Raw genomic sequence first — 25,564 nt, forward strand, 5'->3', positions numbered from 1 at the left:
CGTCAGGCCCGCCCGATCGTCGTCCGACCCGAGACGACGACGCGGAAGCCGTCTCGGTAGTCCGTGTCGATGGTCGGCTCCCAGCCGTGGGTCTCGGCCAGCAGCCGCAGGTTCGGGAGCGGCAGTCCCGACTGACCGTCCGGGATCGCCTGCCCGTACGTGAAGAACGGCGCGGGGTCGTCGCGGGCCGGCGGCTGGCCGTCGTCGGTGATCGTGAACCCACCCTCGGTGACCGCGACCGACACCGACGACGCGCCGTTGTGTGCCGCGAACCGGAACGCGTTTTCGAGCATGGTCTGCAAGCGCGGCGGGTCGGCCTCCAGCGTGCCGTCCGCCTCGACGACGAGCGTGAGGTCGTCGAGGTCGGCCGACTGGAGCGCGCGTTCCGCGATGTCCCCCAGCTCCACCTGCCGCGTCGATTCGACGGTCTGTCCGTGCTGTGCGAGTCGCGCGAGTTTGTTGACGACGTCGGCCATGTGGTCGGCCGACTGGGACGCGGTCTGGAGCGATTCGCGGGCCCGGTTCACGTTCCCGTCCGAGAGGGCCCGCCCGGCGATCTCGACCCGTCCGTTGACGGTCTGGAGCGTGTTGAGCAGTTCGTGCCGGATGGCGGCGGCGAACCCTTCGAGCTGTTCGTTCTGTCTCGCGAGCTCTCGCCGCTGGCGCTCGACCTCGGTCACGTCCGAGAGGACGAGCATCTCGCCGATGTTGGTCTGCCCGAGGACGAACGATGTCCTGCTGACGAGATAGTAGCTGACCTCGCCGTCCGCGGCGTGTTCGAGTATCTGCTCGTCGCTGTCGAGTGCGCGCTCGACGTTCGGGAGCGCGTCACCGAGGCGTTCCCCGACCGTTCCGTCGAGGGCCGGGAACGTCGACGCCGCGAGATCGTTGTACTCGCGGATCCGGCCGGTGTCGTCGAGGTAGACGATCGGGTCGTCGACCCCGTCTGTCAACTGGACGGCGAGGAACGTGGTGTCGAAGACGTAGAGGACGCCGAGGGCGAACACGACGACTCCCAGCGGCTCGTAGTTGATGTCGAGCAGCCGGTCGCTCGTGAACCCGACGATGTCGAGGAGGACTGGGAGCCCAGTCACGCCGACGAGCGCGACCAGCGGACGTGTGTCGTACTCCGCCTCGGCACAGAACTCGTACAGCATGAAGAAGCCGACGGCGACCAGCGCGTACGAGAGCCCGGCCACGAGCCAGTGGAACGTCTGGTGTTGGATCGTCAGGTGCGGGAACGGCGTCTGGACGAACACTGTCTGGAAGTACAGCCCGTGGAGCGGGTTCGTCACCTTGACCGCGACGATGGTGAGGTAGACGCCCACGGCCAGTCGGCGGTACGGCGCGGCCCGGTGGAGCGAGCGGCCGGTGTACGCCGAGGTGAAGTAGAGCCACGAGCCGACGGTCGTCAGTCCCACGACGAGGCTGAGCAGGTAGGCGGCGTACTGCAGTTCCGGCGTCGGCGCGACCAGGAACGCCAGTTCCAGCGCGGCCCACCCACCACTTCCGGCGAGCAGGCCGACGAGACCGCGCCGTGTGTCCGGGTCTGTGACCCGGAGCGCGCGCGGGACGGCTGCCAGACACCCGACCGTGGCGACGGTGTACGCCGTCACGTAGGCCGCGAACGAGAGTGAGAGCCCGTTAATCCACATCTACTCTGGTACAGGGCGGTCCGACCATGAAACATCGGGTCGAGTTTCCAGCGATGATAACGGGGCGCCGGTCAGGTGAGGTCCGCGCTGCAGACGAACGTGGGCCAGTCGCTCGTGTCTCCCCGGACGGCGGCCGCTTGCGCGACGTGACGCGGCGTCTCGGGGATCAGGACGCGCGTCCGGTCGACGCCGAGCGCGGCGGCGTCGTCCCGAATTGCGTCGAACAGCGCCGCCGCGGCATCGGCGCCGTCCCACGCGCCGACGGCGTACTCCGCCAGGCGAACGTCGTCGCCTGGGTCCCGCGTCACGCGGGCGCGACACGCTGTGGCGCGCGTCCCGCCGTCCGTGACGGCGAACACGGCCTCCTCGTCGGCGAGGATTCGCAGGTCGTCACGAGTGAGTTCCGAGAGCGCCCACGACTGCTCACGGTCCAGTGCCAGCCCCGAGAGGGCGGTTCGCGCGTCGCTGTCGGTCCAGTAGGTCCACGCCACCGTCGGGTCGTCTGTGACCGACAGCGACGGGGTCGCCTCGCGCGGGTCCGGCGACGCCCACCGGAACGAACACGTCGGCTCGAACCCCGCCGCGATGGACTGGCCGAGGCCGGCGTCGTTCCACGAGAACACCATGTTTCTGGCGACCGTCGCACCGCCGTCGGCCGCCCAGTCGAGGAGGTCCTCGACCATCGCCAGCCCGTGGCCCTCGCCCCGGTGGGCCGGGTCGACGCGGATACCCTGGAGCCACGCCTCGTGGTCGCTCAGTATGACGCCCTGACAGAGGCCGACGGTGGTCCCGTCGACGGTCGCGACGACGGTCCGCTGGTCCGGGCCGTCGCTGGCAACCCAGTCGCGGAACACCGCCGGGATGTACTCCGCCGTGTCGCGGTCGCTCCAGACCTCCTCGACGAAGGCCACCACGTCGTCGTAGTCGTCCGCTCGCGCCTGTCGCACCGTCGATGACATACTCGACACTGCGGGGCGGGGCGTGAAAAGTTCGGCCGCTCGCCCGCTCGTTACAGCCAGGGGGTCGACCGCTGCTGGATCTCGCCGGCGAGCGGTTCCTGCATGGCATCGGCCACGTCGTCGCTGTTTGCCAGCGCCCACATGAGCTTGACCTTCGCCGTTCCGGGCAGCATGTCCTCGCCCTCGATTACGCCGGCGTCGAGCAGGTCGCGGCCGGTGTCGTAGACGCGGTCGCAGACCCGGCCTTCGAGGCACTGGCTGGTCATGACGACCGGGACGTCGAGGTCGTCGATGACGCCGATCCAGTCGGTGTTGACGTGGCCGAGGCCGGTCCCCTCGATGACGAGGCCCTCGCTGTCGGCGGCGGCCGCTTCGAGCAGCGAGGCGTCCATGCCGGGCGAGAACTTCACCAGTTCCACGTCCGTCTCGACGTCGTCGTGCAGCGCGAGGTCGGTCGCGCCCCGCTCGGTGTACTCGCGGCGGAAGGACACCGTGCTCTCGCCGTCGATGTCGTAGTCGACCTCGCCCAGCGGCTTCGCGCCGACGGTTTCGAAGGCGTCCCGGCGCGAGGTGTGGTTCTTTCGGACGCGAGTGCCGCGGTGCAGCGCGCAGCGGTCGTCGGACTCGTCAGCGTGCATGCAGACCAGCACCTCCGCGCAGTCGCTTTTGGCCGCTTCGACGGCCGAGACGGCGTTCATCACGTTGTCCGAGGAGGGCCGGTCGGCCGAGCGCTGGCTTCCGGTGAAGACGATGGGGACCGGCGTGTCGAGCATGAAGGCCATGGCCGACGCGGTGTACTGCATCGTGTCCGTGCCGTGCATGACGACGACGCCGTCCGCGCCGGCTTCGATCTCCTCGTGGACGGCCCGGGCGAGGTCCTGCCAGACCGCGGGCGTCATGTTCTCGGAGAGGATGTTGGCGACGACGCGGCCGCGGTAGTTCGCCATCCCCGCGAGGTCAGGGACCGCCCGCAACACGTCCTCGGCGTCGAACTGCGCCGTCACCGCGCCGGTGCGGTAGTCGACGGTGGAGGCGATGGTCCCGCCGGTCGAGATGAGCGACACCGTCGGCAGGTCGTCGTCGAACTCGATCGCCGACGTGCCCTGCTCGTCCTGTGCGCTCTCGACGTCGTAGACGGCCGACTCCAGTACGTCGACCTCGGCGTCCTCGCGGTCGATACCGACGTTGTACCCCCCGTCGAGCTTGACGACGAGGTGGTCCGGCGTGCTGGAGGGGAGCAACACGCCCTCGTAGGTCTGGGCCGCGCGCTCGACGCGGACCCGGTCGCCTGCGTTCATGCGCGGGACTTTCCGCCGGTGGGACTTGAACCCACTCGTTTCGCAGTCCCCAAAAGGTCCATACCGCTCGCGGTCCCACCTCCGGTATGGCCGAGCGAACCGAGGAGCGGACACGCGAGGTGGAGGCCGAGTCCGACGGCGAGTTCGGCGTCGACGTCGACGCGACCGAGTCGCTGGGCGGGACGACCGACGCCACCACGGAGCAGTCGTCCGAGTCCACGCACAGCTACTTCTCCCTGCGGGCGCTGCTGTACGCGTTCGGCGCTGTCGGCGGCGGGATGGTGCTGGGCGGCCTGATCCCACTGGTCCCGTTCACCGAGATGCTGGGCATCGCGCTGGGCGGATTCGTCTACGGACTGGTCGCGAGCCAGCGCCGCTACCCCGAACTGGCGGTCGCCGGCGGCGTCAGCGGCGGCCTCACGGTCGTCCTCTCGCTCCTCCCACAGCTCGCCGCGGGGCTGAACGGCACCCGATTGTTCGCAATCGCCGGCGCTGTCGGCCTCGTGCTCTCGGTCCTGGGCCACTACTTCGGCCGGGACCTGCGAGACGGTCTCACGAAAGACCTGTGAGCCGAGCGCCGGCGGCGCGGACGCCGCTCAGGTGATCTCCCAGCCGTCGTCGGTCTGCTCGACGATTCCGTCGTCTTCGAGCCGCAGCAGGGCCTCCTCGACGATTTCCGGCGGGGCCTCTATCTCCCTGGCCAGCGCTGGCACGGAGTCGACGCCGTTGGCCAGCCCGCTGACCAGTTCGGCGTACAGCCGGCCGTCGCCGTTTTCGAACCCCTCGTCGATGCGGTCGCGCACGTCTGTCATCCGGGCCTGGACCCACCGCTGGGCCAGCGAGAGCTCGTTTTCGAGCTGTTCTAGGTGCTCCAGTTCGCGCGCGAGGTCGTGGAAGTCGCCGCCGGGTTCCGCGTCGAGGGTGATCGACAGGTGGCGACAGGACGGCATCTCGAACTCGGGGTTTGCGGGGTAGGCGCTCTTGGTGCCGAACTCGTAGGGTGAGACGCGGACTTCCAGACGGAGGTTTCGGGCGATGGAGAAGTACTTGCGCCGCTGGTCGTCCGTCCGCGAGTCGATGAGCCCGGCGTCTTCGAGCTTCTGGAGATGGTCGATGACCGCCTTGGGACTGACGCCGATGTACTCGCTGATCTCGGTGACGTAACAGGGTTTGTGGGCGAGCAGTCGGAGAATCCGCCGTCGGTTGGCGTTCCCGAGGAGATTGAGCAGCTCGGCGGAGTCCATTCACCTGAAGATAGCGGGTCACGGTTCAAAAGCATGACTCTCGTCGGGCGATTTATCGTGTCTGGCGAACTGCCCTCGACGGTCGTTACGGCAGCAGCGTCACGTCGACTTCGGACCCGACGGAGTTGGGTCCGCCACGATTGCCGCCGTCACCGCTGTTCCCGCTGTTACCGCCACCGCTGTTCCCATCACTACCGCCACTACTGCCGTCCCCGCCGTCGCCACTGTTGTCGTTCCCGCTGTTACCGGTCGCTCCGTCGCTGGTCCCGTTTCCGTCGTTCCCGCCGGCGTTATCACTGCCACCGTCGCCGGCACCGTCGCCGTCACCCCCGTTCCCGTTTCCCTCGCCGGCCTCGTTCCCGTCGTTCCCCGAATTCGACTGGTCGCCGCCGGTCGAATCTCCGGCCCCGTCTCCGGACGCCGAGTCGCCGCCGTTACCGGCGTTTCCCTCGTCGTTCGGTCCGCTCTCGGTCGCGTCGTCCGGCGGCCCGGATTCGTTCGAAGCGTCTTGTCCCGGCGCGTCAGATTGGGTCCCGCCGGTCGCGTTTCCCGACTGACCGGGCACGTCGGTCGGCGGCCCCCGGACGCTCTCGTTAGCTTGCGGGCCGGGCGCGTCGGTCAGCGATCCGCGTTCGCTCCTGTTCTCGTCTCCGCCGGGCACGTCGGTCGGCGGACCGCGATCACCGCCGGCCAGGGCTGGCGGGCCGCCGAGGCCTCGTGCGATCACCGAGACCCGCTGGCCGGAGAGTTCGCTCGCGTTCTGCCTGAGTCGGTCGAGCGAGGTGTCGTTCACGCCCGTCTGCTCGGCAGCCTGATCCGTGTCGTTGATCGCTGTCTGGAGCCCCTCGATCTCGGCCGAGAGCCGACTCTGCTGTGCGACGTACGCCTGTCGCGAGAGGCTGTCGTTCTCGTACCGGGCTTCGAGCGACTCGTTACGGTCCTGGAGGCGTTCCAGTCGGCGTTCGAGCGACCCGGCCCGTTCCGTCACCAGCCGCGCTCGCTCCGTCTCATTCGACTGGGCGAACCCCGACTTCCACATTCCGTTCTCGACCGTGTCGTTCGCCGCGGCCGAACTCGACTGGAGGAAGGCGGTCAGGCGCGTCCCCAGGCCGCCGTCTGACTCGTTCTGGGCGGCCGGCGTCTCCGTCGCGGTCTCCTGTGCCGCCGCGGCCGGGAGACCGACGGCGACGATTCCCACGAGGACCAGCAACGCGAGAAGCGCGGCCTGACGTTGGCTCATTCGTACCTTCGTCTATCGACCCCGCAATAAAAAAGAGGTGCCTTCGTTCGTGCCGTTCACGCGCTATCGAGACGCCGCCAGACCGTCCAAGAGCGTTTAGGATCCACTCTCGGGGCGTTTCCCATCCGAGAGAAGTGTCCACGCGATCGCGACCGAGAGAACCGAGAGCACGACCGTCGCGAGCGGGAGCGCGAGTCCGGGGTCGTACCGCAGCGGCGGGTAGTAGCCCAAGCCGTAGTCGAGCGCGTCGTTGACGAGCGCGAGCACGAGAGCGACCGCCAGCGCACCCTTCGTCGTCCGGGCGTAGTGAGGCACTAACAGCCCCTCTGCGACGAATCCGAGGTGGGTGACGATGATGCCGAAGTACGCCCACGGGGCCGGGAAGTAGGCGTCGAAGCCGAGGTTCAGCGCGAGAACGGTCCACAGCCCCATCTTGACGAGCCAGACGAGCGCCAGCGTGTGCAGGTACGCGAGGGGAGTCGTCAGCGGCACGTCGTCGAGCGACTGCCCGAGGAAGGGCAACAGTGTCGCCAGGGACAGCGTCATCAGGAACAGCGCGGCGGGAGAGTCGGCGTACAGCGGCCAGAGGAACGTCGAAACCTCGGGCATCGTCTCGACGTAGTAGCGGACGCCGACCAGCATCGCGACGGCGTTGACGACGAGCAGCCACACCAGGCTCGGCGTCTGTTCCAGGTAGTAGCGCGCGTACCGACGCGGCAACGGCCCCCAGTCACTCATGGGTCGAACCGGGACCGCTCGCGGCAAAGCCCTGTCGAAGGCCTCCGGGCGGGCCGCTCGCCCGGCGAATATTGCGGTCTGAATGCACGACGGCAAAAGGATACCGGCGAAAGCTTATGTGTGGCAATGTCCCACATGAAACTGCACCGATGTTCGAACAGTTTTCGAGCGGATACTACCTCGGCCGCCTCTACATCGAACCCAGAGACGACGCGGCGGCCGCCATGTGTCGCGAGCAGCACGAGCGAGTGAACGAACAGCTGTACGCCTCGGGAGACGGGGTCGAGCGGACAGACTACCCGCTCGTCATGAAACTCGGCTCGCGGCACTTCGCCGTTCACGGCGACGAACAGGTCCCGGCAGACACCCTCGCGCTCCCCGAGACAGTGCTCGAGGACGCCAACGTCAGGAACCCGCCCAGCCTCGAAGAGGTGTTCCTGGCGAAAGCCGATCACGCGGCGCAACTGCTCTCGATTTCCGAGGGGACGCCCACGCTCCCCGACACAGCGGTCTAGCGAACGCGGGCAGCCACTTTTAAGCCCGTCGCCGCACGCCTCTCAGTCGATGTTGGACCGGTTGCTGGGACGGGCCGCGCTGAAGGAGCGGGTGGCCGAACTCGAAGACGAGAAACACCACCTCGAGCGCCAGCTAGAGGCCGAGGAGGAACGACGGGCAGACGCGGCGACCGAGCGCCAGCGGGCCGAGGCCGAGGTCAATCGGTTAGAGGACCGCGTCGCCGAACTCGAAGACCGGGTCGAGCGTCTGCAAGACGAGGGCGCGGACGCGTCGTTTCGGGCCGAGGAGACGCTCTCCCGGGAACGGTTGGCGGCCGTCCTCGACCGCCTCGAATCGTTCGAGACGGGCCCGGAGGGCGTGTTCAGCGCCTACGTCGCCGACGAGCACGACCTGCCCGGCCCGGTCCGCGACGCTTTCGGCGACCGCGCGTCGCTGGTGGCGAGCGCTGCGCCCTGCCTGGCCGTCACGGACGACGCCGGCCTCCTGTCGGCCTGTCTCTCCGTCCCCGCGCCGCCGACGCCGTTCGCCCAGTGGGGCGAGACGGTCCGGCTGGAGCGGTCGTGGTTCGAACCGACCGGCGCGTACGTCGTCGCGCTCGTGCGCTCGGACCTGTTCGCCGTCGGCGAGTACGACGGCCGCGAGCGGACGGCGTTCCACGGCTTCGACTCGGCCCTCAAGAGCCAGCACTCGAAGGGCGGCTTCTCGCAGGGCCGGTTCGAGCGGCTCCGCGACCAGCAGATCGACACGCACCTCGACCGCTGTCACGCGGCCCTCGACGAGGTGTCGCCCGACCGGCTGTACGTCGTCGGCGAGCGCTCGGTCATCCACGAGTTCGCGGACCGAGCGACGGCGACGAAGGCCGTCGACGCGACGGGCGAGCCGGCGGCCGCGCTGGACGACGCCGTCCGGTCGCTGTGGACCGTGCAGTTGCGCGTGCCGTAGAGCCGCGTCCGTCCACCGCGGTGCGTGGGTAGCTTTTTCGCCGCTCGGCGACTCTCTCGGCACATGGACCTCGCCATCCTCACACACGGGTCGTTCCCGGACCGGGCGAAGACCGGCGTCGGGCTGTTGCGCTACGGCGACCAGACGGTACGGGCGGTCGTCGACCGCGAGCGGGCGGGCCAGCGCGTCCACGACTCGCTCCCGGACGTACAGGACGCCCCCATCGTCGCGTCGATGGCCGACGCGCCCGCGGTCGACGCGCTCCTCATCGGCATCTCGCCCATCGGCGGCGAGTTCGACGAGTCCTGGCGCGACGACGTACGCACGGCCATCGAGCGCGGCTGTGACGTGTACTCGGGGCTCCACTACTTCCTCGCGGAAGACGAGGAGTTCGCCGATCTCGCCGCCGAGCACGGCGTCGAACTGCACGACCTCCGGAAGCCGCCGGACGACCTCACCGTCGCGGCGGGGACGGCCGGCGACGTGGACGCGACGGTCGTCACCACGGTCGGAACGGACTGCTCGACGGGGAAGATGACGGCTTCCTTCGAGATTCGCGACGCGGCGCGCGAGCGGGGTCTCGACGCCGCAGTCGTCCCGACCGGCCAGACCGGCATCGCCATCACGGGCCGGGGAATCGTCGTCGACCGCGTTATCGCCGACTACGCGGCCGGGGCCGTCGAGCGCCTCGTCGAGGCGGAGGGCGACCGGGACCTGCTGGTCGTCGAGGGCCAGGGCGCCATCGCCCACCCGGCCTACTCCGGCGTGACGGCGAGCATCCTCCACGGGTCCGCCCCGGACGCGCTCGTCATGTGCCACGAGGCCGGCCGCGAGGCCGTCCACGGCTACGAGTCGTTCGCTATCCCTCCGCTGTCGGAGTACGTCGACATCTACGAGCGGATGGCGGCCCCCGTCGCCGACGCGTCCGTCGTCGCCGGCATGCTCAACACGCGCCACCTGGACGACGACGCGGCGGCTCACGCCGTCGCGGACTACGCCGAGGACCTCGGCGCGCCGGCGACGGACCCGGTCCGCCACGGCGTCCCCGACGACGTGCTCGACGCCATCCTATGAACTGGACCGTCGAGCGCCACGACCTGCCGCTGTCTGACCCATTCGGCATCTCTCGGGAGACGAGCGAGACGAGCGAGACGGTCGTGGTGGAACTGACCCACGAGGGGACGACCGGCGTCGGGGCCGTCACGCCCTCGGCGTACTACGACGAGCGCGCGGGGTCGGTGGCCGACGCCCTCCCGGCGCTGCTCGAACGGGTCGACCGGATCGGCGACCCGCAGAACCAGCAGCGCATCGAGCGGGCCCTCCACGAACGCGCGCCGGACCGACCCGCCGCGCGGATGGCCGTCTCCATCGCGGTCCACGACCTCGCCGCCCGGGAGGTGGGGCTCCCCCTCTACCGCAGATGGGGGCTCGACCCCGACGCGGTGCCGCCGACCACCTACACGGTCGGCATCGAACCGCCCGAGCGGATGGCCGAGAAGGCCCGTGACGCCGCCGACGCGGGCTTCTCCCGCCTGAAAGTCAAGCTCGGGACGGACGACGACCGAACGCGCTTCGACGCGGTGCGCGACGCCGCCCCCGACGCGGAACTGCGGGTCGACGCCAACGCCGCGTGGACCGCAGACGAGGCCGTCGAAGCGGCCGCGTGGCTCGCCGACGCCGGCGTCACGATGCTCGAACAGCCGGTGGCGGCCGACGACCTCGGCGGCCTTCGGCAGGTGACCGAGGCCACAGACATCCCAGTCGCCGCCGACGAGTCCTGTCGTGTCGCCGCGGACGTTCCGCAGGTCGCCGACGCCTGTGACATCGTCAACGCCAAATTGCTCAAGTGCGGCGGCCTGCGGCCCGCGATGCGGCTGTTGGACGCCGCCGACGCCCACGGCCTCGACACGATGCTCGGGTGCATGGTCGAGTCCAACGCCAGCATCGCCGCCGCCGTCCACCTCGCGCCGCTCGTCGACTACCTCGACCTCGACGGCGCGCTCTTGCTCGCCGCCGACCCCTACAGCGGCGTTCCGCTGGACGGCGACGTGTTCGACCTGACGGCGGTGTCGGCCGGGACCGGCGCGACGCGGAAGCCGTCCGAGCGCGGCTCGGACTGAGCCGACGAATGCCCGGAGACCGGGGAGAATGCGCCGTGAACAATCACCATTGATAATCAGGTACTAACTACTTTGTATCCATCTTGCAACCCACGACTATGGCACGCTCAGTTCTCTGCGTTGATACTGAAGAACGGATCGACGACGTGGCGGCGGCGGTCGAGGACGACGACTCCCTGACCGCGCTGACGGCGACGACGGTCGAGGGGGCGCGGGAGACGCTCGACGCCGAGCCCATCGTCTGTGTGGTCACAGCGTACGACCTCCCGGACGGCACCGGCCTCGAAATCGTCGGCGCAATCCGGGATATCGCGCCCCAGACCCCCTGCGTCCTGTTCACAGACGTTCAGCCGACGGAGATCGACACGGCGTCGTTCGAGGAGAGCATCGTCGAGTACCTCAACCGCGACCTCCCCGACGCCCACGACCGGCTGGCGTTCGTCGCTAACGACGTGATCGACTACAGCGCCCAGGCGAGCTTCATTCGCCCTGACGACGAGGACGAGCGACTGGAGACGCTGGCGCAGTACGACGTCGAGGAACTTCCGATCGAGGACAGCTTCGACCGCCTGACGGGCCTCATCGCCAGCCACTTCGACGCCGCGGTGGCATTCATCGGCCTCATCGAGGAAGAGGAGGAGAACTTCCTGGCCTGTCACGGCGGCGATCTGGACACGCTGACCCGCGAGAACACGATCTGCACACACAGCATGCTCCAGGAGGACGTGATGGTCGTCGAGGACATCATGGAGGACGCCCGCTTCGCCGAGAACGAACAGCTCCAGAACCTCGGCATCCGCTCGTACGCCGGCGCGAACATGACCGCGAGCAACGGGCAGGTCATCGGGCAGGTGTGTCTGCTCGACCACGTCCCCCGGAGCTACGACGCCGAGGAGCAGGCCGAACTCGAAGACTTCGCCGACACGGCGATGGAGATTCTGGAACTCCGACAGACCGTTCGCGACGCCGAGCGAACGGAGGTCGCACAGTGAGTTCCCTCTCCGCGGACGGGTTCGACGTGTCCGACGGCATCGGTCCGCTGGCGAGCGGCACGAGCGTCCTGCTGACGGGCGACGACGCGGACGCGCTGGAGTCGGTGTACGCCCGCGTCGTGGCACCGGCCGACGGCGAGCGAGGCGTCGCCCTCACGACCGAGCACCGCGGCCGGGCGGTCAAGCGGATCCTGAACGGCGAGCGCCGCGGCGCGGACGACCGGACCGCGGTGCTGGCTGCAGACGGCTCGGCGACCAGCGACGACATCAGGCTGGTCGACGATCTCACCGATCTCACGGGACTCGGGATGTCGTTCTCGTCGCTCGCCGCCGAGGCCCAACAGGAGACCGAGCGCTTCCGAACCGGCATCTTCCTCTGTTCGACCATCGCCAGCGAAATCGACGACACGCGGTCGCTGTACCGCTTCCTCAACTCGAACTTCCTGACCGAACTGCGCCGCGGCAACGGCATCGGCGTCTGCGCGATCGACACGAGCGCCGACATCGGCGCGGACGTGAACAGCACGGTCACGGGACTGAAAACGTCGTTCAAGACCCACATCGAGGTGACCGACACCGACCGTCGGAGCGCGGAGCTCGCCATCGACGGTCCCGACGGCGAGCGGACGCTCGATACGGCGCTCTAACGTCTCGCGAAAATCACCGGCCACCGGTCGGCCCGCTGGGACGGACCGCTGTCCGTCTCAGGCCGACCGGACGGCGTCCAGCAGTTCTTCGTAGTCCGGTTCGTTCGTCGGATCGTCGGCGACCCAGTCGTAGGTGACCGTGCCCTCGTCGTCGAGAACGAACACGGACCGGTTCGCGACGCCGAGCAGGCCGAGGTCCTCGATGTCGATACGGACCCCGTAGGCCTCGATCGCGTCGCGGTCCATGTCGCTGACGAGGTCGAACGCCAGGTCGTGCTCGTCACGGAAGGAGTTGAGCGAGAACGCCGAGTCCGCGCTGACTCCGAGGAGGGTGGCCCCGGCGTCCTCGAAGCCGTCGTGGTGGTCCTGCAGGGCGACCATCTCGTTCGAGCACGGCGGGGTGAACGCCCCGGGGAAGAACGCGAGGACGACCGGGCCGTCACCGACGTGGTCGTTCAGTTCGAAGGCCTCTACCTCACCGTTTGCGACTGTCGCCGAGATGTCGGGCGCGGAATCGCCAGTGGATACCATCACGCCGACGTAGCGGCGTCACCCGAATAAACACCCGTCATCCGTGTGACACGGTACCGTCTGAACGCCCCGCTAGAGCCACTCGTCGAAGGAGTGGTGTTCGCGACTCGCCGCGACGTAGTCTCGCTGCATCGAGCAGATCGCGTCCTCCAGGGGCTCTCCGTCGGACAGATACTCGCGGACCCGCTCGACTTTCCAGGCGCTCGGCGTCGTCTCCGCGTCGTATCGTGCTTCGAGGGGGGCGAGATACTCTTCGACCTGTGCCTCGGGGACGCCCTGTTCGTCCAGGCCGCGGCGGGCGTAGCGGAAGACCTCGTCGTAGATGACCTCGCGGTCGCTGGTCCGCTCGCCGTGGACCGTCACCCACGAGAGGTCGGCGTCGAGGCCGTCGCGGGCGGCGGCGTAGAAGCTCTTTTCCGCGTCCTGCCAGGGCAGTTCCGAGACGGGGTGGTCGGCGGCGACGAGGCCCCGGAGCAGGCCGACCGTCAGCAACTGGAGGCCGATCACGTCCTTGACGTGGGGCTGCGTCGGGAGCGGTCGGTACTCGATGCGGAGCGAGCGCTCGGTGCTGGCTCCCTCGACCGGGTCGCCGCCGACGACGCAGCGGAGCCAGCGCCAGTACGTCCCGCGCTTGTGGTCGAACTCCCAGAACTCGTCGGCGAAGTCCTCGCGGTCCCCGTCTTCGAGCCACTCGCGGAGGAACGGCGCGAACAGGTCGTCCTCGACGACGCGGCCGACCACGTCCGTCGTCGAGTCGAGGTCCCGCGGGACGCGCACCTTCGGGTGCTCGCTGGTGTTGACCGACTGCTCGAAGGCGGCGATGCGCAGTTCGTGGTGCGTGTTGTCACACAGCCACTGGCCGTCCGTGTCGTCGTACAGGTCTGCAGGGAGGAACGGCGAGTTCGCGGACAGCGCGAGCAGCGGCCCGAGCGTCCGAATCGCGGCGTTGTAGTACTCGGGGAACGCATCGGTGTCGGGAATCTGGAGGTGGGGCTGGATCGAGGTGGCCAGCGACTCGAACAGGATGGAGGGAAAGGACCCGCTGTAACCCGGCACGTCGAAGTCGATGCTGCCGCCGGCGTGGCGCAGCGCCTCGTTGTCCAGCGCGACGTACCGCGGAGCCTGGCGCATGTTGTCCGCCAGGACGACCCCGTCGCGGGTCTCGTGAGCCGAGAGGTACGCCTCGCTCCCTTCCTCTGGCGGAATGGTCCACATCGCGTCGAGCACCAGTTCGCAGTTGCGGTTGCTCGCCTGCTGGCGGGCCTGCTTGGTCTGCATCTCGACGGCGGTGGTCTGGACCGCGATGCCGGTCTCGTCGAAGCTGTCCGGCTCGGTGTTGACCTCCGCGTTGTGCAGGCCCAGTTCCTTGTTCGCCTCGCCCTCGAAGACGGCGTCGGGCAGTCGCGTCAGCCGCCCGGCCCAGTCTTCGGGATCCATGTACGGCTCGTCGGGCTCGTCGTCGGTCGCCTCGACGGCCGGTGCCTCGTCTTCGGCGGGCGTCTCCGGTTCGTCCTCGGCCAGCGGGCTGTCCGGGTCGATGTCGAGCGACGGGCCCTCGCCGGGGCCGAACCCGGCGTCCGCGGCCTCGTCGGCCTTCTCCGGGTCCTGCGCGTCGTCCGCGTCGGCCGCTGCGTCGAGCGAGTCGCTCGCCTCCAGCGACGCGCCACCGCCGCCCTCGGATTCGGCCGGCGCGTCGAGCGACCCGCTCCAGGCCGCGTCCGCCGACCCGCTCAGGCCGTCGTCGAGGTCCGATTCGTCGATTTCCTCCTCGCCGTCCTCGTCCGCCTCGGGTTCGGGCGGATCCGGCTCGGCGTTGATCGCGTACAGTTCGACCTCGATGCCGACGGAGAACGCCTCGTTGTCGAACTCCCCGGCGTCGATGGCGGCCCGGAGCTTCATCGCCTGCTCGTCGACCCGCTCGGTGAACTCGGCGGCTGTCTCGTCGGCGAGCGACCGCGTCACCAGGTCGACGATATCGTCCATGCTCGGTACTGTGTGGGCTCTTCCACTATAAGTGACCCGTCACCCGTTGCCACTTCTGATACTCGGCCCCTACTCGAAGAGGTCCTCGTGGCGGGCCGCGAGGTTGGCGTAGTCGCCGGAATGGAACGCCTCGAACACCTCGTCGGGGTCGATGGTGGTCTCGGACAGCGGCGTCACCGAGGCCGGCGACCCGCGGACGAACGACTCCGACGGGACCTCGTAGCCCGGCGGGACGACCGTCCCCATCGCGACGATGGATCCCTCGCCGATGACGGCGTCGCTGACGGTCGAGTTGAAGCCGACGAGCGCCCCGTCGGCCACTTCGGCGTCGTTGAGGACGGCCCCGTGGCCGACCATCACCTTCTCGCCGACGGTCGACGCGTGGACGATCGCGCCGTCGCCGATGGCCGACTCCCGGCCCACCTCGACCGGACCGACGTCGCCGCGAAGGACCGCACCGGGCCAGACGTTCGCGTTGGGACCGACGGTCACGTCCCCGACGAGCGTCGCCTCGCGGCTGACGTGTGCGTACCCGTGAATGTCTGGCGCCGCTCCCTCGAACGCGTAGTCTCGGCTGTCCATACGTACGTCAGGGTATCGCTCGTCCGAAAAGATACCGGTCAGACGGATGACAGTGGTCGAGCCCGGTCGACGGCGCCACCGTGGCCGCATCAGCGGGTCGTGCGGATACTCGGGCCCCGCACCGACGGACTGGTCGGTGCTGTCCGCCAGTTCACTCGATGTGGACGACGAGGACCGGAACGGGCGCGTTCTGGACGACGCGCTCGGTGACGCTGCCGAGGTTCGCGACGCGGTCCCGGCCGGTGCGCCCGTGGGTGCCCATCACGACGAGGTCGATGTCCGCCTCCTCGACGTAGTCGATGATGGTCTTGTGCGGAATTCCCTCCTCCTTGCGCGTGACCACGTCGAGCCCCGACTCCTCGCCGCCGACGACGATGTCGTCTAAGGCGATGTCGCCCTCCTCTTCGAGGGACTGGCGCACGTCGTCCTGGTCGTCTTTGTCGGCCGCGAGGTAGAGGCGCTTGTCGACCACGTAGAGCCCGTGGAGCGTCGCCTCGTTGTCCCGCGCGATAGCGGCCGCGTGGGCGAGTGTCTCGTTCGTTCCCGAGCTACCGTCCGTGGCGACGAGTACCGAGTCGTACATTGCTACGCGTGGCCCTGCGGCCCGTGTCCACATAGTACTCCCTGTCGCGGCGGCGACGCGTGGCCCACCACTCGCCCCGGCTCGAATGTAGTTTTCTCCAGATTCCACTGTTCAATATAAATACCGAGTGTCCATTACTTGTCAACGGGAATACTTTTCCCCGTCCCTGTCTAGTGTTTGCATACGATGCAGGGGAGCACGCAGCCGGACGACACACGGGCAGAGCTATATGTCCGCTCGTTACTGCCAGACGGACACACCCAGCAACAGGCGGGGATGATCGACCGACTCGATGCGCTTACCGACGGCGACGCGCTGTCAGACCTGACCGTTCACGTCGTCGGTCGACAGATTCCGTCGACCCCGGCCGACGCCCGGACCGACATGGGGCTGTTCGCACTGAACCGCGTCAGCGTCTTCCAGGAGTGGGCCAAACGAAACGACTGCTCGCTCGAACCCGCGTTTCGCCTTCGGTCGGTCGAGTCAGAGATCTCCGGTGAGCAGTACCGGGCACTCGTGTTCCCAATCCAGCTTCTCGCGGAGTACCGCGGCGCGAAACTCACGTGCGTGACCCCACACACGGCCGACGGCGAGACGGTGACGGTCACCGACCGACTGCGGATGCTCGAACGAAACGAGGAGACGACGGCGTTCTCGCCGCTCGAACGCGCCAGCGCTCCGCCGCCAGCGACCGGTCCCGAAGCCGCAATCGAAGTCGAGGCTGAGGCCGAGGCGATCGACGAGGACTCCGATCCGCTGTTGCCCGAGTGACGCCCGCGTCTCAATACACTTATCCCCGGCCGCCATCGTATTCCCGGGTATGAGTACGGTCACGGTCACGCTGCCCGACGGGACGCCGCTCGAGGTCGAGCGTGGCAGCACGGTCGAGGATGTCGCCTACGAAATCGGGCCGGGGCTGGGTGACGACACGGTCGCCGGCGTCGTCGACGGCGAGCTGGTCGACAAGCACGCCCCCATCGAGGACGACGTGGAACTCGAGATCGTCACAGACGGGAGCGACGAGTACCTCGACGTGCTCCGTCACTCGGCGGCTCACGTCTTCGCCCAGGCCCTCCTGCGGCTCTATCCCGACGCGAAGCTGACGATCGGGCCGTGGACCGACGACGGCTTCTACTACGACATCTCCGGCGTCGACATCGACGAGGACGACCTCGAAGCCATCGAGGCCGAGGCCGAGGAGATCATCGCGGAGGACTACGACATCGAGCGCGAACTCGTCGATCGCGAGGACGCCTTCGACCGCTACGAGGACAACCCCTTCAAACAGGACATCCTCGAAACGGAGGCCGCCGACGAGGACCCCGTCTCCTTCTATACACAGGGCGAGTTCGAGGACCTCTGTCAGGGCCCCCACGTCGAATCGACCGGCGAGATCGGCGGGTTCGCCCTGCTCGAAATCTCGGCGGCGTTCTGGCGCGGCGAGGAGGACAACGAGACGCTGACCCGCGTCTACGGCACCGCGTTCCCCACGCAGGACGCACTCGACGAGTTCCTCGAACGCCGGCGCAAGGCCGAGGAGCGCGACCACCGCAAGATCGGTCAGGAGATGGACCTGTTCTCCATCGACGACACGACCGGGCCGGGCCTGCCGCTGTACGAGCCAAACGGCAAGAAGATCCTCAACGAACTGTCGGACTACGTCGCCGGGCTCAACCGCGACGCCGGCTACGACGAGGTGGAGACGCCCCACGTGTTCCGCACCGAACTGTGGAAGAAGTCGGGCCACTACGAGAACTACGTCGACGACATGTTCCTGCTCGACGTCAACGACGAGGAGTACGGCCTGAAGCCGATGAACTGCCCGGGCCACGCGACCATCTTCGAGCAGAACTCCTGGAGCTACCGCGACCTGCCGGTCCGGTACTTCGAGGACGGGAAGGTCTACCGCAAGGAACAGCGCGGCGAACTGTCGGGCCTGTCCCGGACGTGGGCCTTCACCATCGACGACGGCCACCTGTTCGTCCGCCCCGACCAGATCGAGTCGGAGGTGCTCGCGACGGTCGACATCATCCTCGACACGCTCGACACCTTCAACCTCGACTACACGGTCCAGTTCGCCACGCGGCCCGAGAAGTCCGTCGGCGGCGACGAGATCTGGGAGAAGGCCGAGTCGCAACTGGAGTCGGTCCTCGAAGAGCAGGACATCGACTACGTCGTCGAAGAGGGTGACGGAGCGTTCTACGGCCCGAAGATCGACTTCGCCTTCGAGGACGCGCTCGGCCGCCACTGGGACGGCCCGACCGTCCAGCTGGACTTCAACATGCCCGAGCGCTTCGACCTGACCTACACGGGCGAGGACAACGAGGACCACCGCCCGGTGATGATCCACCGCGCGCTGTACGGTTCCTACGAGCGCTTCTTCATGGTGCTGACCGAGCACTACAACGGGAAGTTCCCGCCGTGGCTCGCGCCCGAGCAGATCCGCCTGCTCCCGGTCAGCGACGACAACATCGAGTACTGCGAGGAGATCGCGGCGGAACTCGACGACTTCCGCGTCACCATCGAGGACCGCTCGTGGACGGTCGGTCGGAAGATCCAGCAGGCTCACGACGATCGGGTCCCCTACATGTGTGTCATCGGCGACAACGAGGAGGAATCGGGTACCATCTCCGTCCGCGACCGGAAGGAGCGCGAGGAGACGGACATCGACCTCGAGGCGTTCCGCGACCATCTCGAAACCGAGATCGAACAGAAGCGGACCGCCGTGACCTTCCTCGCCGGCCGGTAAGTCGGCGCGCCGTCGCCCCTCTTTCTGCATTCGACCGTCCACCCGGCAGACTCCGGGCCGGCGTTTTTATTCCCGGCGGGCGACCGTCGCCGTATGACCCCCGACGACGGTCGCTCTGATGACGGTGGCGGCCAGTCCGACGCGGACGGCGGCTCGAGTGACCCCAACGGGCAGGCGAGCGACACCATGCGTGAGCGCGCGTCCGAGGACACGCGGCTCCTCTGGCTCCTGCTCGACGCCGACCGGTGGCTGGTGACCGGCCTCTTCTCAGCCGTGCTGTTCTGTGGGATCATCGCCGTCGGGCACTTCCACCCGTCGTCGGCGCTGACGCTGCTGACGCGCGGCGACCCGATCGAGACGCTGTTTCAGGCCCTCATCACGGGCACGATCACGGCCGTGACGCTGGTGTTGACGCTGAGCCAGCTCGTCCTCTCCCAGGAACTGGGAGCGGTCGGTGACCAGCGCGACCGGATGGACGGCGCGATGCAGTTCCGGGAGGACGTGGCCGACACGCTTGGGACCGCCGTCAGCCCGGCCGAGCCGTCGGCGTTCCTGCGCTCGCTGGTCCGGGCGACCGGCGAACGGGCGCAGACGGTTCAGGACGCCGTCGACGAGAGCGACCTCACCGAGGAGCACCGGGACCTGCTCACGAGGTACCTCGACGACGTAGTCAGCAACGCCGAGCACGTCACCGACCAGCTAGAGGGGAGCACCTTCGGCGAGTTCGACGTCATCAAGGCTGCGCTGAACTACAACTACTCCTGGAAGCTCTACGCCGGCCGGCGCATCCGCGAGTCCTACGCCGCCGACCTCTCCACCGACGTGGAAGAATCCCTCGTCGACCTCGTCGAGACGCTCGAACTGTTCGGTCCCGCTCGCGAGCACTTCAAGACGCTGTACTTCCAGTGGGAACTGTCGAACCTCTCGCGGACGCTGCTGTACGTCGCGGTCCCGGCGCTGCTCGTCTCGATCACCTCTCAGACGTTCTTCGACCCGCGGGACTTCGTCGGCGTCACCGCCGGGATTTCCGACGCGCTGCTCATCCTCGCTGTGACGACCACCCTCTCGATTCTCCCCTTTACAATCCTGCTGTCGTACATCCTCCGTATCGTGACCATCACGAAGCGGACGCTCTCCATCGGTCCGTTCATCCTCCGACAGACGGATCGGTCGGTCGACGTGAACTGGGACTAGCCCGTTCAGGGCGAGTCCAACGGTATAAGTGTGGCTCGCCACACGGTAGGCACATGCAGATCGGCTCCCGTCGGTGCATACTCAATCCCGTCAGCGGCGACGGCGAGCACGCCGACTACGTCCCGCGGCTCATGCGGGCGCGCGGCTTCGAGGTCCGCGAGACGACGGGGCCGGGCGACGCGCTCGCACTCGGCCGCGAGGCGGGCCGGGACAGCGTGTCGGAACTCGCGGTCTGTGGCGGCGACGGGACGATCAACGAGGTCGTCCGCGGCCTGCACGACGCCGGCCACCTCTCGGACGTGACGCTGAGCGTCGTCCCCGCCGGGACCGCGAACCTCCTCGCCGGGAACGTCGGCATCACGGACCTCGAACACGGCGTCGAGGTCGCCGACACCGGCGAGAAACGAGCCGTGGACGTGGGGATGGCCGGCGACGAGCCGTTTCTCGTCTCCTGTATCGCCGGCCTGCCGGCCGACGCCAGCGTCTCGACCTCCGGCGAACTCAAGGAGCGATTCGGCACGCTGGCGTTTTTCATCACCGGTGTCCAGGAGACGCTGCGCTTCGACGGGCTCGACATCGACATCGAGGCCGTCGGCGAAGACGGGCCGTTCACCTGGTCGGGGACGGCGACGTGCCTGCTGGTGGGCAACGCCCGGAAGTTCGTCGGCGAGGGCGGCCAGGGCGACATGGAGGACGGCCTGCTCGACGTGGCGGTCGTCGAGCAGATGCCCGCCGGGAACCTCGTCGCGGAGGCCATCGGCCAGCGCCTGCTCGCGCTCGACACCGAGGGCGTGACCCACGTTCGCGCGAACGAGATCTCGGTCAGCGGCGACGGCGACGAACTGACGTTCAGCCGCGACGGCGAACTCAGCACCCACGAGTCGCTGACGCTGTCGGTGCGCGAGCGCGCCCTCACGCTTCGCGTGGGTGCGGGCTACGAGCCGAACCCGGAGTGACGAGACAGCGCGACCGGAGCGACGGCGTGTCGGCGGGCGGAGCGAGCCGCCCCGTGAAATCCCCCGACAGCGTCCCGGACGTTTTTGTCGTCGTCCGTCGAGAGACGTGGTATGGCCCCGCTCTCGACGGGCGCGCTCGTCGTCTTCGCGCTCGTCGCCGCCGCCCTGACGCTGTTCGTCACCGAGTGGCTGCCGCCGGACATGACCGCAATCGCTGTCCTCGTCGCGCTGGTCGTCCTGGAACCGTACACCGGCGTGCCGGCGCGGACGGCCATCGAGGGGTTCGCCAGTCCCGCGGTCGTGACGATCGTCGCCATGTACGTCCTCAGCGCCGGCGTCGAGTCGGCTGGCGTCGTCGACTGGCTGGCCGGCAGACTGGCCGCGCTGACGGGCGGCGACGAGCAGCGCCTGCTCGCTTCTATCGTCGGGACGACGGGCGTCAGCGCGGGGTTCGTCAACAACACGCCGGTGGTCGCCGTCTTCATCCCGCTCGTCACCGGGCTCTCGGAGCGCTACGGCATCTCGCCGTCGAACCTGCTGTTGCCGCTCTCCTTCGCCGCGATGCTCGGCGGGACGCTCACGCTTGTCGGCACCACGACGAACCTCCTCGCCAGCGACCTCTCGGCGCAGTTGCTCGGCCGGCCGTTCTCGATGTTCACGCTGACGCCCGTCGGCGTCGTCGTCCTCGCCGTCGGCGTGGCCTACCTGCTGACGGTCGGCCGGGCGCTGGTCCCCGAGCGGGTCCACCCCGCCGCCGACTTCACCGAGGAGTTCGACATGGACCGACACCTGGCGCAGCTCCGGGTGCGCGAGGCGTCGCCGCTGGTCGGGCTGACGGTGCAGGAGGCGCTCGACGGCGGCGTCCCCGACGAGGTTATCGAGGCGGTCGCGGACGTGGCCGGGGCGGGGGAGTCACTGTCGACCGACGCAACTGTCGAGGAGGTCATCGCCGCGAGCGACCCGCTCGACATCGACGTGCTCCAGATCGACCGCGACGGCGAGTCGTTCTTCGCGACGGCGACCGACCGGCCGCTCGAACCCGGCGACGTGCTGACGGTCCGGGGCAACCGCCAGGCCGTCAATCAGTTCGCCCAGACGCTCGACCTGCGGGACCTCGCCCGCGAGTCCGTCACCGCCGACCTCTTGGCAGAGAGCGGCCACCCGGGTGTCCTCGCAGAGGCCGTCATCCACGGGGAGTCGCGGCTCCGCGGGCGGACGCTCGCCGACGTGCAACTGCGGAGCCGGTTCGACGTGACGGCGCTCGCCGTCCGCCGCGGCGACGAGATCATCCACGAGGACCTCGCGGCGGTCGAACTGTCCGCTGGCGACCTGCTCTTGCTCCAGACGCCCCTCGACGAGGTGGGCCACCTCCAGGACGAGGGCTATCTGATCCTGACCGAGGGACCGCCGGAACTGTTCGACGCGCTCGACGGCGGCCCGCCGTCGCTCGACGCCTCGGCGGCGGTCCCGCTCGGGACGCTGCTCGGCGTCATCGCGCTCGCGGCGCTGGATCTGCTTCCCATCTACATCGCCGCGCTGGGCGGCGTCGTCGCCACGGTGGCGACCGGCACGCTGAGCGCCTCGCGGGCCTACGACGCGGTGAGCTGGAACGTCGTGTTCCTGCTCGCCGGCCTGCTCCCGCTGGGACGGGCGATGCAGGCCACCGGCGGGGCGGCCTTCGTCGGCGGGCTCCTCGTCGACGCCGCCGGCGTCCTCCCGCCGCTCGCGCTGCTGGCACTGGTGTATCTCCTGACGGCCGTCCTCGCCAGCGTCATCACCCCGGCCGCGACCGTCGTGTTGATGGTGCCGATCGCCGTCGCCACCGCGGCCGAGATCGGCGTCGCCGGGTTCCCCTTTCTCACTGTCGTGACGTTCGCGGTCGCGACGGCGTTCCTGACGCCCATCGGCTACCAGACGAACCTGATGGTGTACGGTCCCGGTGGCTACCGCTTCACCGACTTCGCGCGCGTCGGCGGCCCGCTACAGCTTCTCCTGTGTGTCGTCACGACGCTCTCGGTGTCGATCGTCTGGCCGCTGTGAAGCCCACCGCTCACGACGCCCGGTGCCGACGGGCTACTTGTCGTCTTCTTTCAGTTCGTCCAGTTCGGCCTCGACCTCGCTCTCGTCGACGTCGACCTGCGTGGACTCGTCGGCCAGTTCCTGTTCGAGCTCTGACTCCGAGACGCTCTCGGTGTCGTCCGACCCGCCGTCGGCCTCGCCCTTCCCCATTTCGGCTTTCAGCGTGTCGAGCTCGGCGTCGATCGACCCCTGCTGCTGGACGTCCTCCAGTTCGCGCTCCAGCGAGCTCTTATCGGAGAGCTGGTCCTCGAGGACGCCGTCCTCGCGGAGTTCGTCCATGGCCTGCGCGCGGGCCTCCATGTCCTCCGTGCGCTCCTCGGCGCGCTCGATTGCCTGGTTCACGTCCGCCATCTCGTCGCCGGCCCCGGTCATCGCCTCGTTGACGCGCGCGGACGCCTTCGCGGCCTCGTGGCGGGCCTTCATCGTCTCTTTCTTCGTGCGGAACTGCTCGATCTGCTTCTGGAGCTCGTCTTTCTGCTCGACCAGCGTGTCCTGCTGGGACTGGAGGTCTTTGATCTGGCTCTCCAGTTCCTCGATCTGGGTCATCTTCTGCTTTTTCTTCTCTAAGGCCTGGCGCGCCAGGTCTTCGCGGTCCTGCTCGACCGCTTGCCGGGCCTGTTCGTTGTGCTTCTCGACGTTCTCTTCGAGGCGGCGTTTCTGGATCTCCAGGCGTTTCTTCTGGGTCGTCAGATCCGCGATGCCCTGTTTGACGTCCTGCAGTTCGTTGCGCAACTGCTCGTAGCTGTAGTCGAGGGTCTCTGTCGGGTCCTCCGCTCTGTTCAGGACGGCGTTGAGCTTCGAGCGGATGACGTACGACGCGCGCGAGAGGATTCCCATGTTACCGCATAGGGCTCGCCTGCCTTAAATTTCTTACAGCGGTGCGTCAGATATTGTCGGTCCGTGCGCCGGGCGGGCCACGAGGTCGGCCGTCCGCTGGAGCTTTTTTCCTGGCCGCGGTAGGCGGTCGTATGGCTCCCGTCGGCATTCCGGGCGGACGCTCGGTCACGGGGACGCTCGACCGCGGCGACGCGGACGCCGTGGTCGTCGCCTGTCCGCCCCACCCGCAGTACGGCGGCTCCCGCTCGGACCGGCGGCTCCGGGCGGTCAGTGATGCCGTCGCCCCCGACATCGGCTGTCTGCGCTTCGACTACGGCCCGTGGGACGAGGGCCGTGGCGAGCGCGTCGACGCCGAGAACGCGCTCCGGTGGGCGAACGAGCGGTACGAGGCCGTCGGGCTGTTCGGCTACAGTTTCGGCGCGGCGGTGGCGCTCTGTGCGGCCGCGGAGCTCGGTCCTGCCGCGGGGCCGGCGGCCCTCTCTGTGCTCGCCCCGCCGGCGCGCGAGACCGACGACCTGGACGCCGTGGGCGCGCTCGACGAACTCGACTGCCCGGTGCAGGTCGTCGTCGGCGAGCGCGACGACACCGTCGACTGGCTGCCGGTCGCCGAGCGCGCCACCGCGCTGGGCCACGCCGTCGAACGTCTGCCGGCCGACCACCACTTCCTCGGACAGGCCGACCGCGTCGGCGAGGTCGTCGGGCCGTTCCTCTGCGAGCGACTCTAGTCGCGGCCGCACCACTGGCCGACCGCTCGCCGCCGTCGCTCCGCCAGTCAGTTCCACGCCGCGTGTGTCAGGACAGAACACTTATCGGGTATCTGGTGGACTTTCGGGTATGGCCGTCCTCCAGGCCCTCCGAGACGCAGTCGAAACGCTCCAGCGGAACCCCGTCCTGTTCGTCGCCGCGGCCCTCTACGCACTCGTGCAGGCCCCGGGCTTACTGCTGCAAGTCGCCGGCAATCCGCTCCTCAACATCGCCTCGTCGGGGTACAACCTCCTGTTCTACCTGATAATGCCCTTCTTCCTCGGCGGGATGATCGCGATGGCCCGTGAAGGACTCTCCGGGCCGACCGACCTGTCCCGGCTCTGGACCGGCGGGAAGACGTACTACCTCCGTATCCTCGTCGTCGTGCTCCTCGGACTGGTGGTGTACTTCATCGTTGGCTTCGGGATGTTCATGCTGGTCATCGCGCTCGTCCTCGCGCTGGGAACGAACCTCGGGAGCGTGCTGGCCGGCCACGGCGCGGGACTGGGCGGGATGTCGATGGCTGCTGTCGCGCTCATCGGCGTCCTCGTCTTGCTGTTCGCGCTGGTCATTCTGGCGGTGTTGTTTCTGCTCCAGTTCTACGCCCACGCCATTGTCGTCGACGACGCCGATGCGGTCGGCTCACTGAAGCGGAGCTACGCGGTCGCTCGCGGAAACGTCGTCTCCGTGCTCGGATACGACCTGCTAGCGACCGTCTTCGGACTGCTCATCGTCGCGGTCCCGTTCGCGTTCGTCTTCGTGATCGCGGACGGTTTCACCGGACTGTCGAGTACGGCCTGGTCCGTCCGCCTCGGGTACGTCGCGCTCACCGTCGTCATGTCGGCCGTCTCAGGAGCTTTCGGCCTGACGTTCTCCACCGCATTCTACGTCCGCCTGACCGGCGGGACCACCGGATTCGGCGGGACGTCCAGCGGCGGCCTGTGAGCGCCGCCGGTCGGGTCCCCGGACCCGAAT

At 68.5% G+C, this 25,564-nt stretch carries 25 protein-coding genes; 14 read left to right on the top strand and 11 right to left on the bottom strand.

All coding sequences use genetic code 11. From position 1 onward, the window contains the following. Positions 1-2: 2 nt before the first annotated feature. From ACOZ4I_RS02835 to gatD, 3 genes are all read right to left on the bottom strand, one after another. A complete protein-coding gene (locus tag ACOZ4I_RS02835; protein ID WP_424002825.1) occupies positions 3-1,655 on the bottom strand; it encodes a histidine kinase N-terminal 7TM domain-containing protein in 1,653 nt (550 codons plus the stop codon). A 71-nt stretch (positions 1,656-1,726) separates the two neighbouring features. Beyond that, positions 1,727-2,614, bottom strand: a complete 888-nt coding sequence (locus ACOZ4I_RS02840) for an N-acetyltransferase family protein (RefSeq protein WP_424002827.1) — start codon at positions 2,612-2,614, stop codon at positions 1,727-1,729. 50 nt (positions 2,615-2,664) lie between these two features. Beyond that, the gene (gatD, locus tag ACOZ4I_RS02845; protein ID WP_424002829.1) at positions 2,665-3,912 is read right to left on the bottom strand and encodes a Glu-tRNA(Gln) amidotransferase subunit GatD; all 1,248 of its coding nucleotides are present in this window, start codon (positions 3,910-3,912) and stop codon (positions 2,665-2,667) included. A gap of 86 nt (positions 3,913-3,998) precedes the next feature. On the opposite strand from gatD, the gene ACOZ4I_RS02850 reads away from it, so the two are divergent. Further along, the gene (locus tag ACOZ4I_RS02850) at positions 3,999-4,481 is read left to right on the top strand and encodes a hypothetical protein (protein WP_424002831.1); all 483 of its coding nucleotides are present in this window, start codon (positions 3,999-4,001) and stop codon (positions 4,479-4,481) included. Between the two features lie 27 nt (positions 4,482-4,508). Here the strand turns inward: ACOZ4I_RS02850 and ACOZ4I_RS02855 are convergent, their stop codons facing one another. The 3 genes from ACOZ4I_RS02855 to ACOZ4I_RS02865 form a co-directional block, all read right to left on the bottom strand. After that, entirely contained in the window at positions 4,509-5,156 is a 648-nt protein-coding gene (locus tag ACOZ4I_RS02855; protein WP_424002833.1) for an ArsR/SmtB family transcription factor, read from the bottom strand. Positions 5,157-5,241: 85 nt separating this feature from the next. Continuing rightward, on the bottom strand, positions 5,242-6,396 hold the full coding sequence (locus tag ACOZ4I_RS02860; protein ID WP_424002835.1) for a hypothetical protein: 1,155 nt from the start codon (positions 6,394-6,396) through the stop codon (positions 5,242-5,244). Positions 6,397-6,492: 96 nt separating this feature from the next. Further along, on the bottom strand, positions 6,493-7,134 hold the full coding sequence (locus tag ACOZ4I_RS02865) for a DUF1405 domain-containing protein (protein ID WP_424002837.1): 642 nt from the start codon (positions 7,132-7,134) through the stop codon (positions 6,493-6,495). A gap of 149 nt (positions 7,135-7,283) precedes the next feature. On the opposite strand from ACOZ4I_RS02865, the gene ACOZ4I_RS02870 reads away from it, so the two are divergent. The 6 genes from ACOZ4I_RS02870 (at position 7,284) to ACOZ4I_RS02895 (ending at position 12,351) form a co-directional block, all read left to right on the top strand. Then, entirely contained in the window at positions 7,284-7,649 is a 366-nt protein-coding gene (locus ACOZ4I_RS02870; protein WP_424002839.1) for a DUF5802 family protein, read from the top strand. A gap of 49 nt (positions 7,650-7,698) precedes the next feature. Continuing rightward, complete coding sequence (locus ACOZ4I_RS02875) at positions 7,699-8,592, top strand: Vms1/Ankzf1 family peptidyl-tRNA hydrolase (RefSeq protein WP_424002841.1); 894 nt, start codon at positions 7,699-7,701, stop codon at positions 8,590-8,592. A 63-nt stretch (positions 8,593-8,655) separates the two neighbouring features. Next, positions 8,656-9,666, top strand: coding sequence for a DUF1611 domain-containing protein (locus ACOZ4I_RS02880; RefSeq protein WP_424002843.1), 1,011 nt, complete (start codon positions 8,656-8,658; stop codon positions 9,664-9,666). Next, the gene (locus ACOZ4I_RS02885) at positions 9,663-10,712 is read left to right on the top strand and encodes a dipeptide epimerase (RefSeq protein ID WP_424002845.1); all 1,050 of its coding nucleotides are present in this window, start codon (positions 9,663-9,665) and stop codon (positions 10,710-10,712) included. The genes ACOZ4I_RS02880 and ACOZ4I_RS02885 overlap by 4 nt, the downstream gene beginning before the upstream one ends. Before the next feature lie 98 nt (positions 10,713-10,810). Continuing rightward, on the top strand, positions 10,811-11,704 hold the full coding sequence (locus ACOZ4I_RS02890; RefSeq protein WP_424002847.1) for a GAF domain-containing protein: 894 nt from the start codon (positions 10,811-10,813) through the stop codon (positions 11,702-11,704). Further along, positions 11,701-12,351 (top strand): hypothetical protein, encoded by a 651-nt coding sequence (locus ACOZ4I_RS02895; protein ID WP_424002849.1) that lies wholly within the window; start codon positions 11,701-11,703, stop codon positions 12,349-12,351. Before ACOZ4I_RS02890 ends, ACOZ4I_RS02895 begins: the two co-directional genes overlap by 4 nt. A gap of 57 nt (positions 12,352-12,408) precedes the next feature. Here ACOZ4I_RS02895 and ACOZ4I_RS02900 read toward each other — a convergent pair whose 3' ends face one another. From ACOZ4I_RS02900 to ACOZ4I_RS02915, 4 genes are all read right to left on the bottom strand, one after another. Next, complete coding sequence (locus ACOZ4I_RS02900) at positions 12,409-12,882, bottom strand: redoxin domain-containing protein (RefSeq protein WP_424002851.1); 474 nt, start codon at positions 12,880-12,882, stop codon at positions 12,409-12,411. Between the two features lie 72 nt (positions 12,883-12,954). After that, entirely contained in the window at positions 12,955-14,865 is a 1,911-nt protein-coding gene (locus tag ACOZ4I_RS02905; protein WP_424002853.1) for a hypothetical protein, read from the bottom strand. Positions 14,866-14,934: 69 nt separating this feature from the next. Next, on the bottom strand, positions 14,935-15,447 hold the full coding sequence (locus tag ACOZ4I_RS02910) for a gamma carbonic anhydrase family protein (protein WP_424002855.1): 513 nt from the start codon (positions 15,445-15,447) through the stop codon (positions 14,935-14,937). Between the two features lie 151 nt (positions 15,448-15,598). Beyond that, positions 15,599-16,030 (bottom strand): universal stress protein, encoded by a 432-nt coding sequence (locus ACOZ4I_RS02915; protein ID WP_424002857.1) that lies wholly within the window; start codon positions 16,028-16,030, stop codon positions 15,599-15,601. A gap of 186 nt (positions 16,031-16,216) precedes the next feature. On the opposite strand from ACOZ4I_RS02915, the gene ACOZ4I_RS02920 reads away from it, so the two are divergent. From ACOZ4I_RS02920 to ACOZ4I_RS02940, 5 genes are all read left to right on the top strand, one after another. Further along, positions 16,217-16,801: an HTH domain-containing protein gene (locus ACOZ4I_RS02920; RefSeq protein ID WP_424002859.1), complete on the top strand. Its 585-nt coding sequence runs from the start codon at positions 16,217-16,219 to the stop codon at positions 16,799-16,801. A 49-nt stretch (positions 16,802-16,850) separates the two neighbouring features. Beyond that, a complete protein-coding gene (gene thrS / locus ACOZ4I_RS02925) occupies positions 16,851-18,779 on the top strand; it encodes a threonine--tRNA ligase (RefSeq protein ID WP_424002861.1) in 1,929 nt (642 codons plus the stop codon). 186 nt (positions 18,780-18,965) lie between these two features. After that, positions 18,966-19,973 carry a hypothetical protein gene (locus tag ACOZ4I_RS02930; protein ID WP_424004774.1) on the top strand — a complete coding sequence of 336 codons (1,008 nt, stop codon included), beginning with the start codon at positions 18,966-18,968 and terminating at the stop codon, positions 19,971-19,973. Positions 19,974-20,026: 53 nt separating this feature from the next. Continuing rightward, positions 20,027-20,929, top strand: a complete 903-nt coding sequence (locus ACOZ4I_RS02935) for a diacylglycerol/lipid kinase family protein (RefSeq protein WP_424002863.1) — start codon at positions 20,027-20,029, stop codon at positions 20,927-20,929. Positions 20,930-21,040: 111 nt separating this feature from the next. Next, positions 21,041-22,969: an SLC13 family permease gene (locus ACOZ4I_RS02940; protein ID WP_424002865.1), complete on the top strand. Its 1,929-nt coding sequence runs from the start codon at positions 21,041-21,043 to the stop codon at positions 22,967-22,969. A gap of 33 nt (positions 22,970-23,002) precedes the next feature. Here the strand turns inward: ACOZ4I_RS02940 and ACOZ4I_RS02945 are convergent, their stop codons facing one another. Further along, complete coding sequence (locus ACOZ4I_RS02945; RefSeq protein WP_424002867.1) at positions 23,003-23,845, bottom strand: PspA/IM30 family protein; 843 nt, start codon at positions 23,843-23,845, stop codon at positions 23,003-23,005. A gap of 131 nt (positions 23,846-23,976) precedes the next feature. On the opposite strand from ACOZ4I_RS02945, the gene ACOZ4I_RS02950 reads away from it, so the two are divergent. Together ACOZ4I_RS02950 and ACOZ4I_RS02955 are read left to right on the top strand one after the other, a co-directional pair. Next, positions 23,977-24,570, top strand: coding sequence for an alpha/beta hydrolase (locus ACOZ4I_RS02950; protein WP_424002869.1), 594 nt, complete (start codon positions 23,977-23,979; stop codon positions 24,568-24,570). Between the two features lie 109 nt (positions 24,571-24,679). After that, positions 24,680-25,534 (top strand): hypothetical protein, encoded by an 855-nt coding sequence (locus tag ACOZ4I_RS02955; RefSeq protein WP_424002871.1) that lies wholly within the window; start codon positions 24,680-24,682, stop codon positions 25,532-25,534. Positions 25,535-25,564 lie beyond the last annotated feature (30 nt).

It is taken from the genome of Haloarcula salina (assembly GCF_049603855.1).
GTDB lineage: Archaea > Halobacteriota > Halobacteria > Halobacteriales > Haloarculaceae > Haloarcula > Haloarcula salina_A.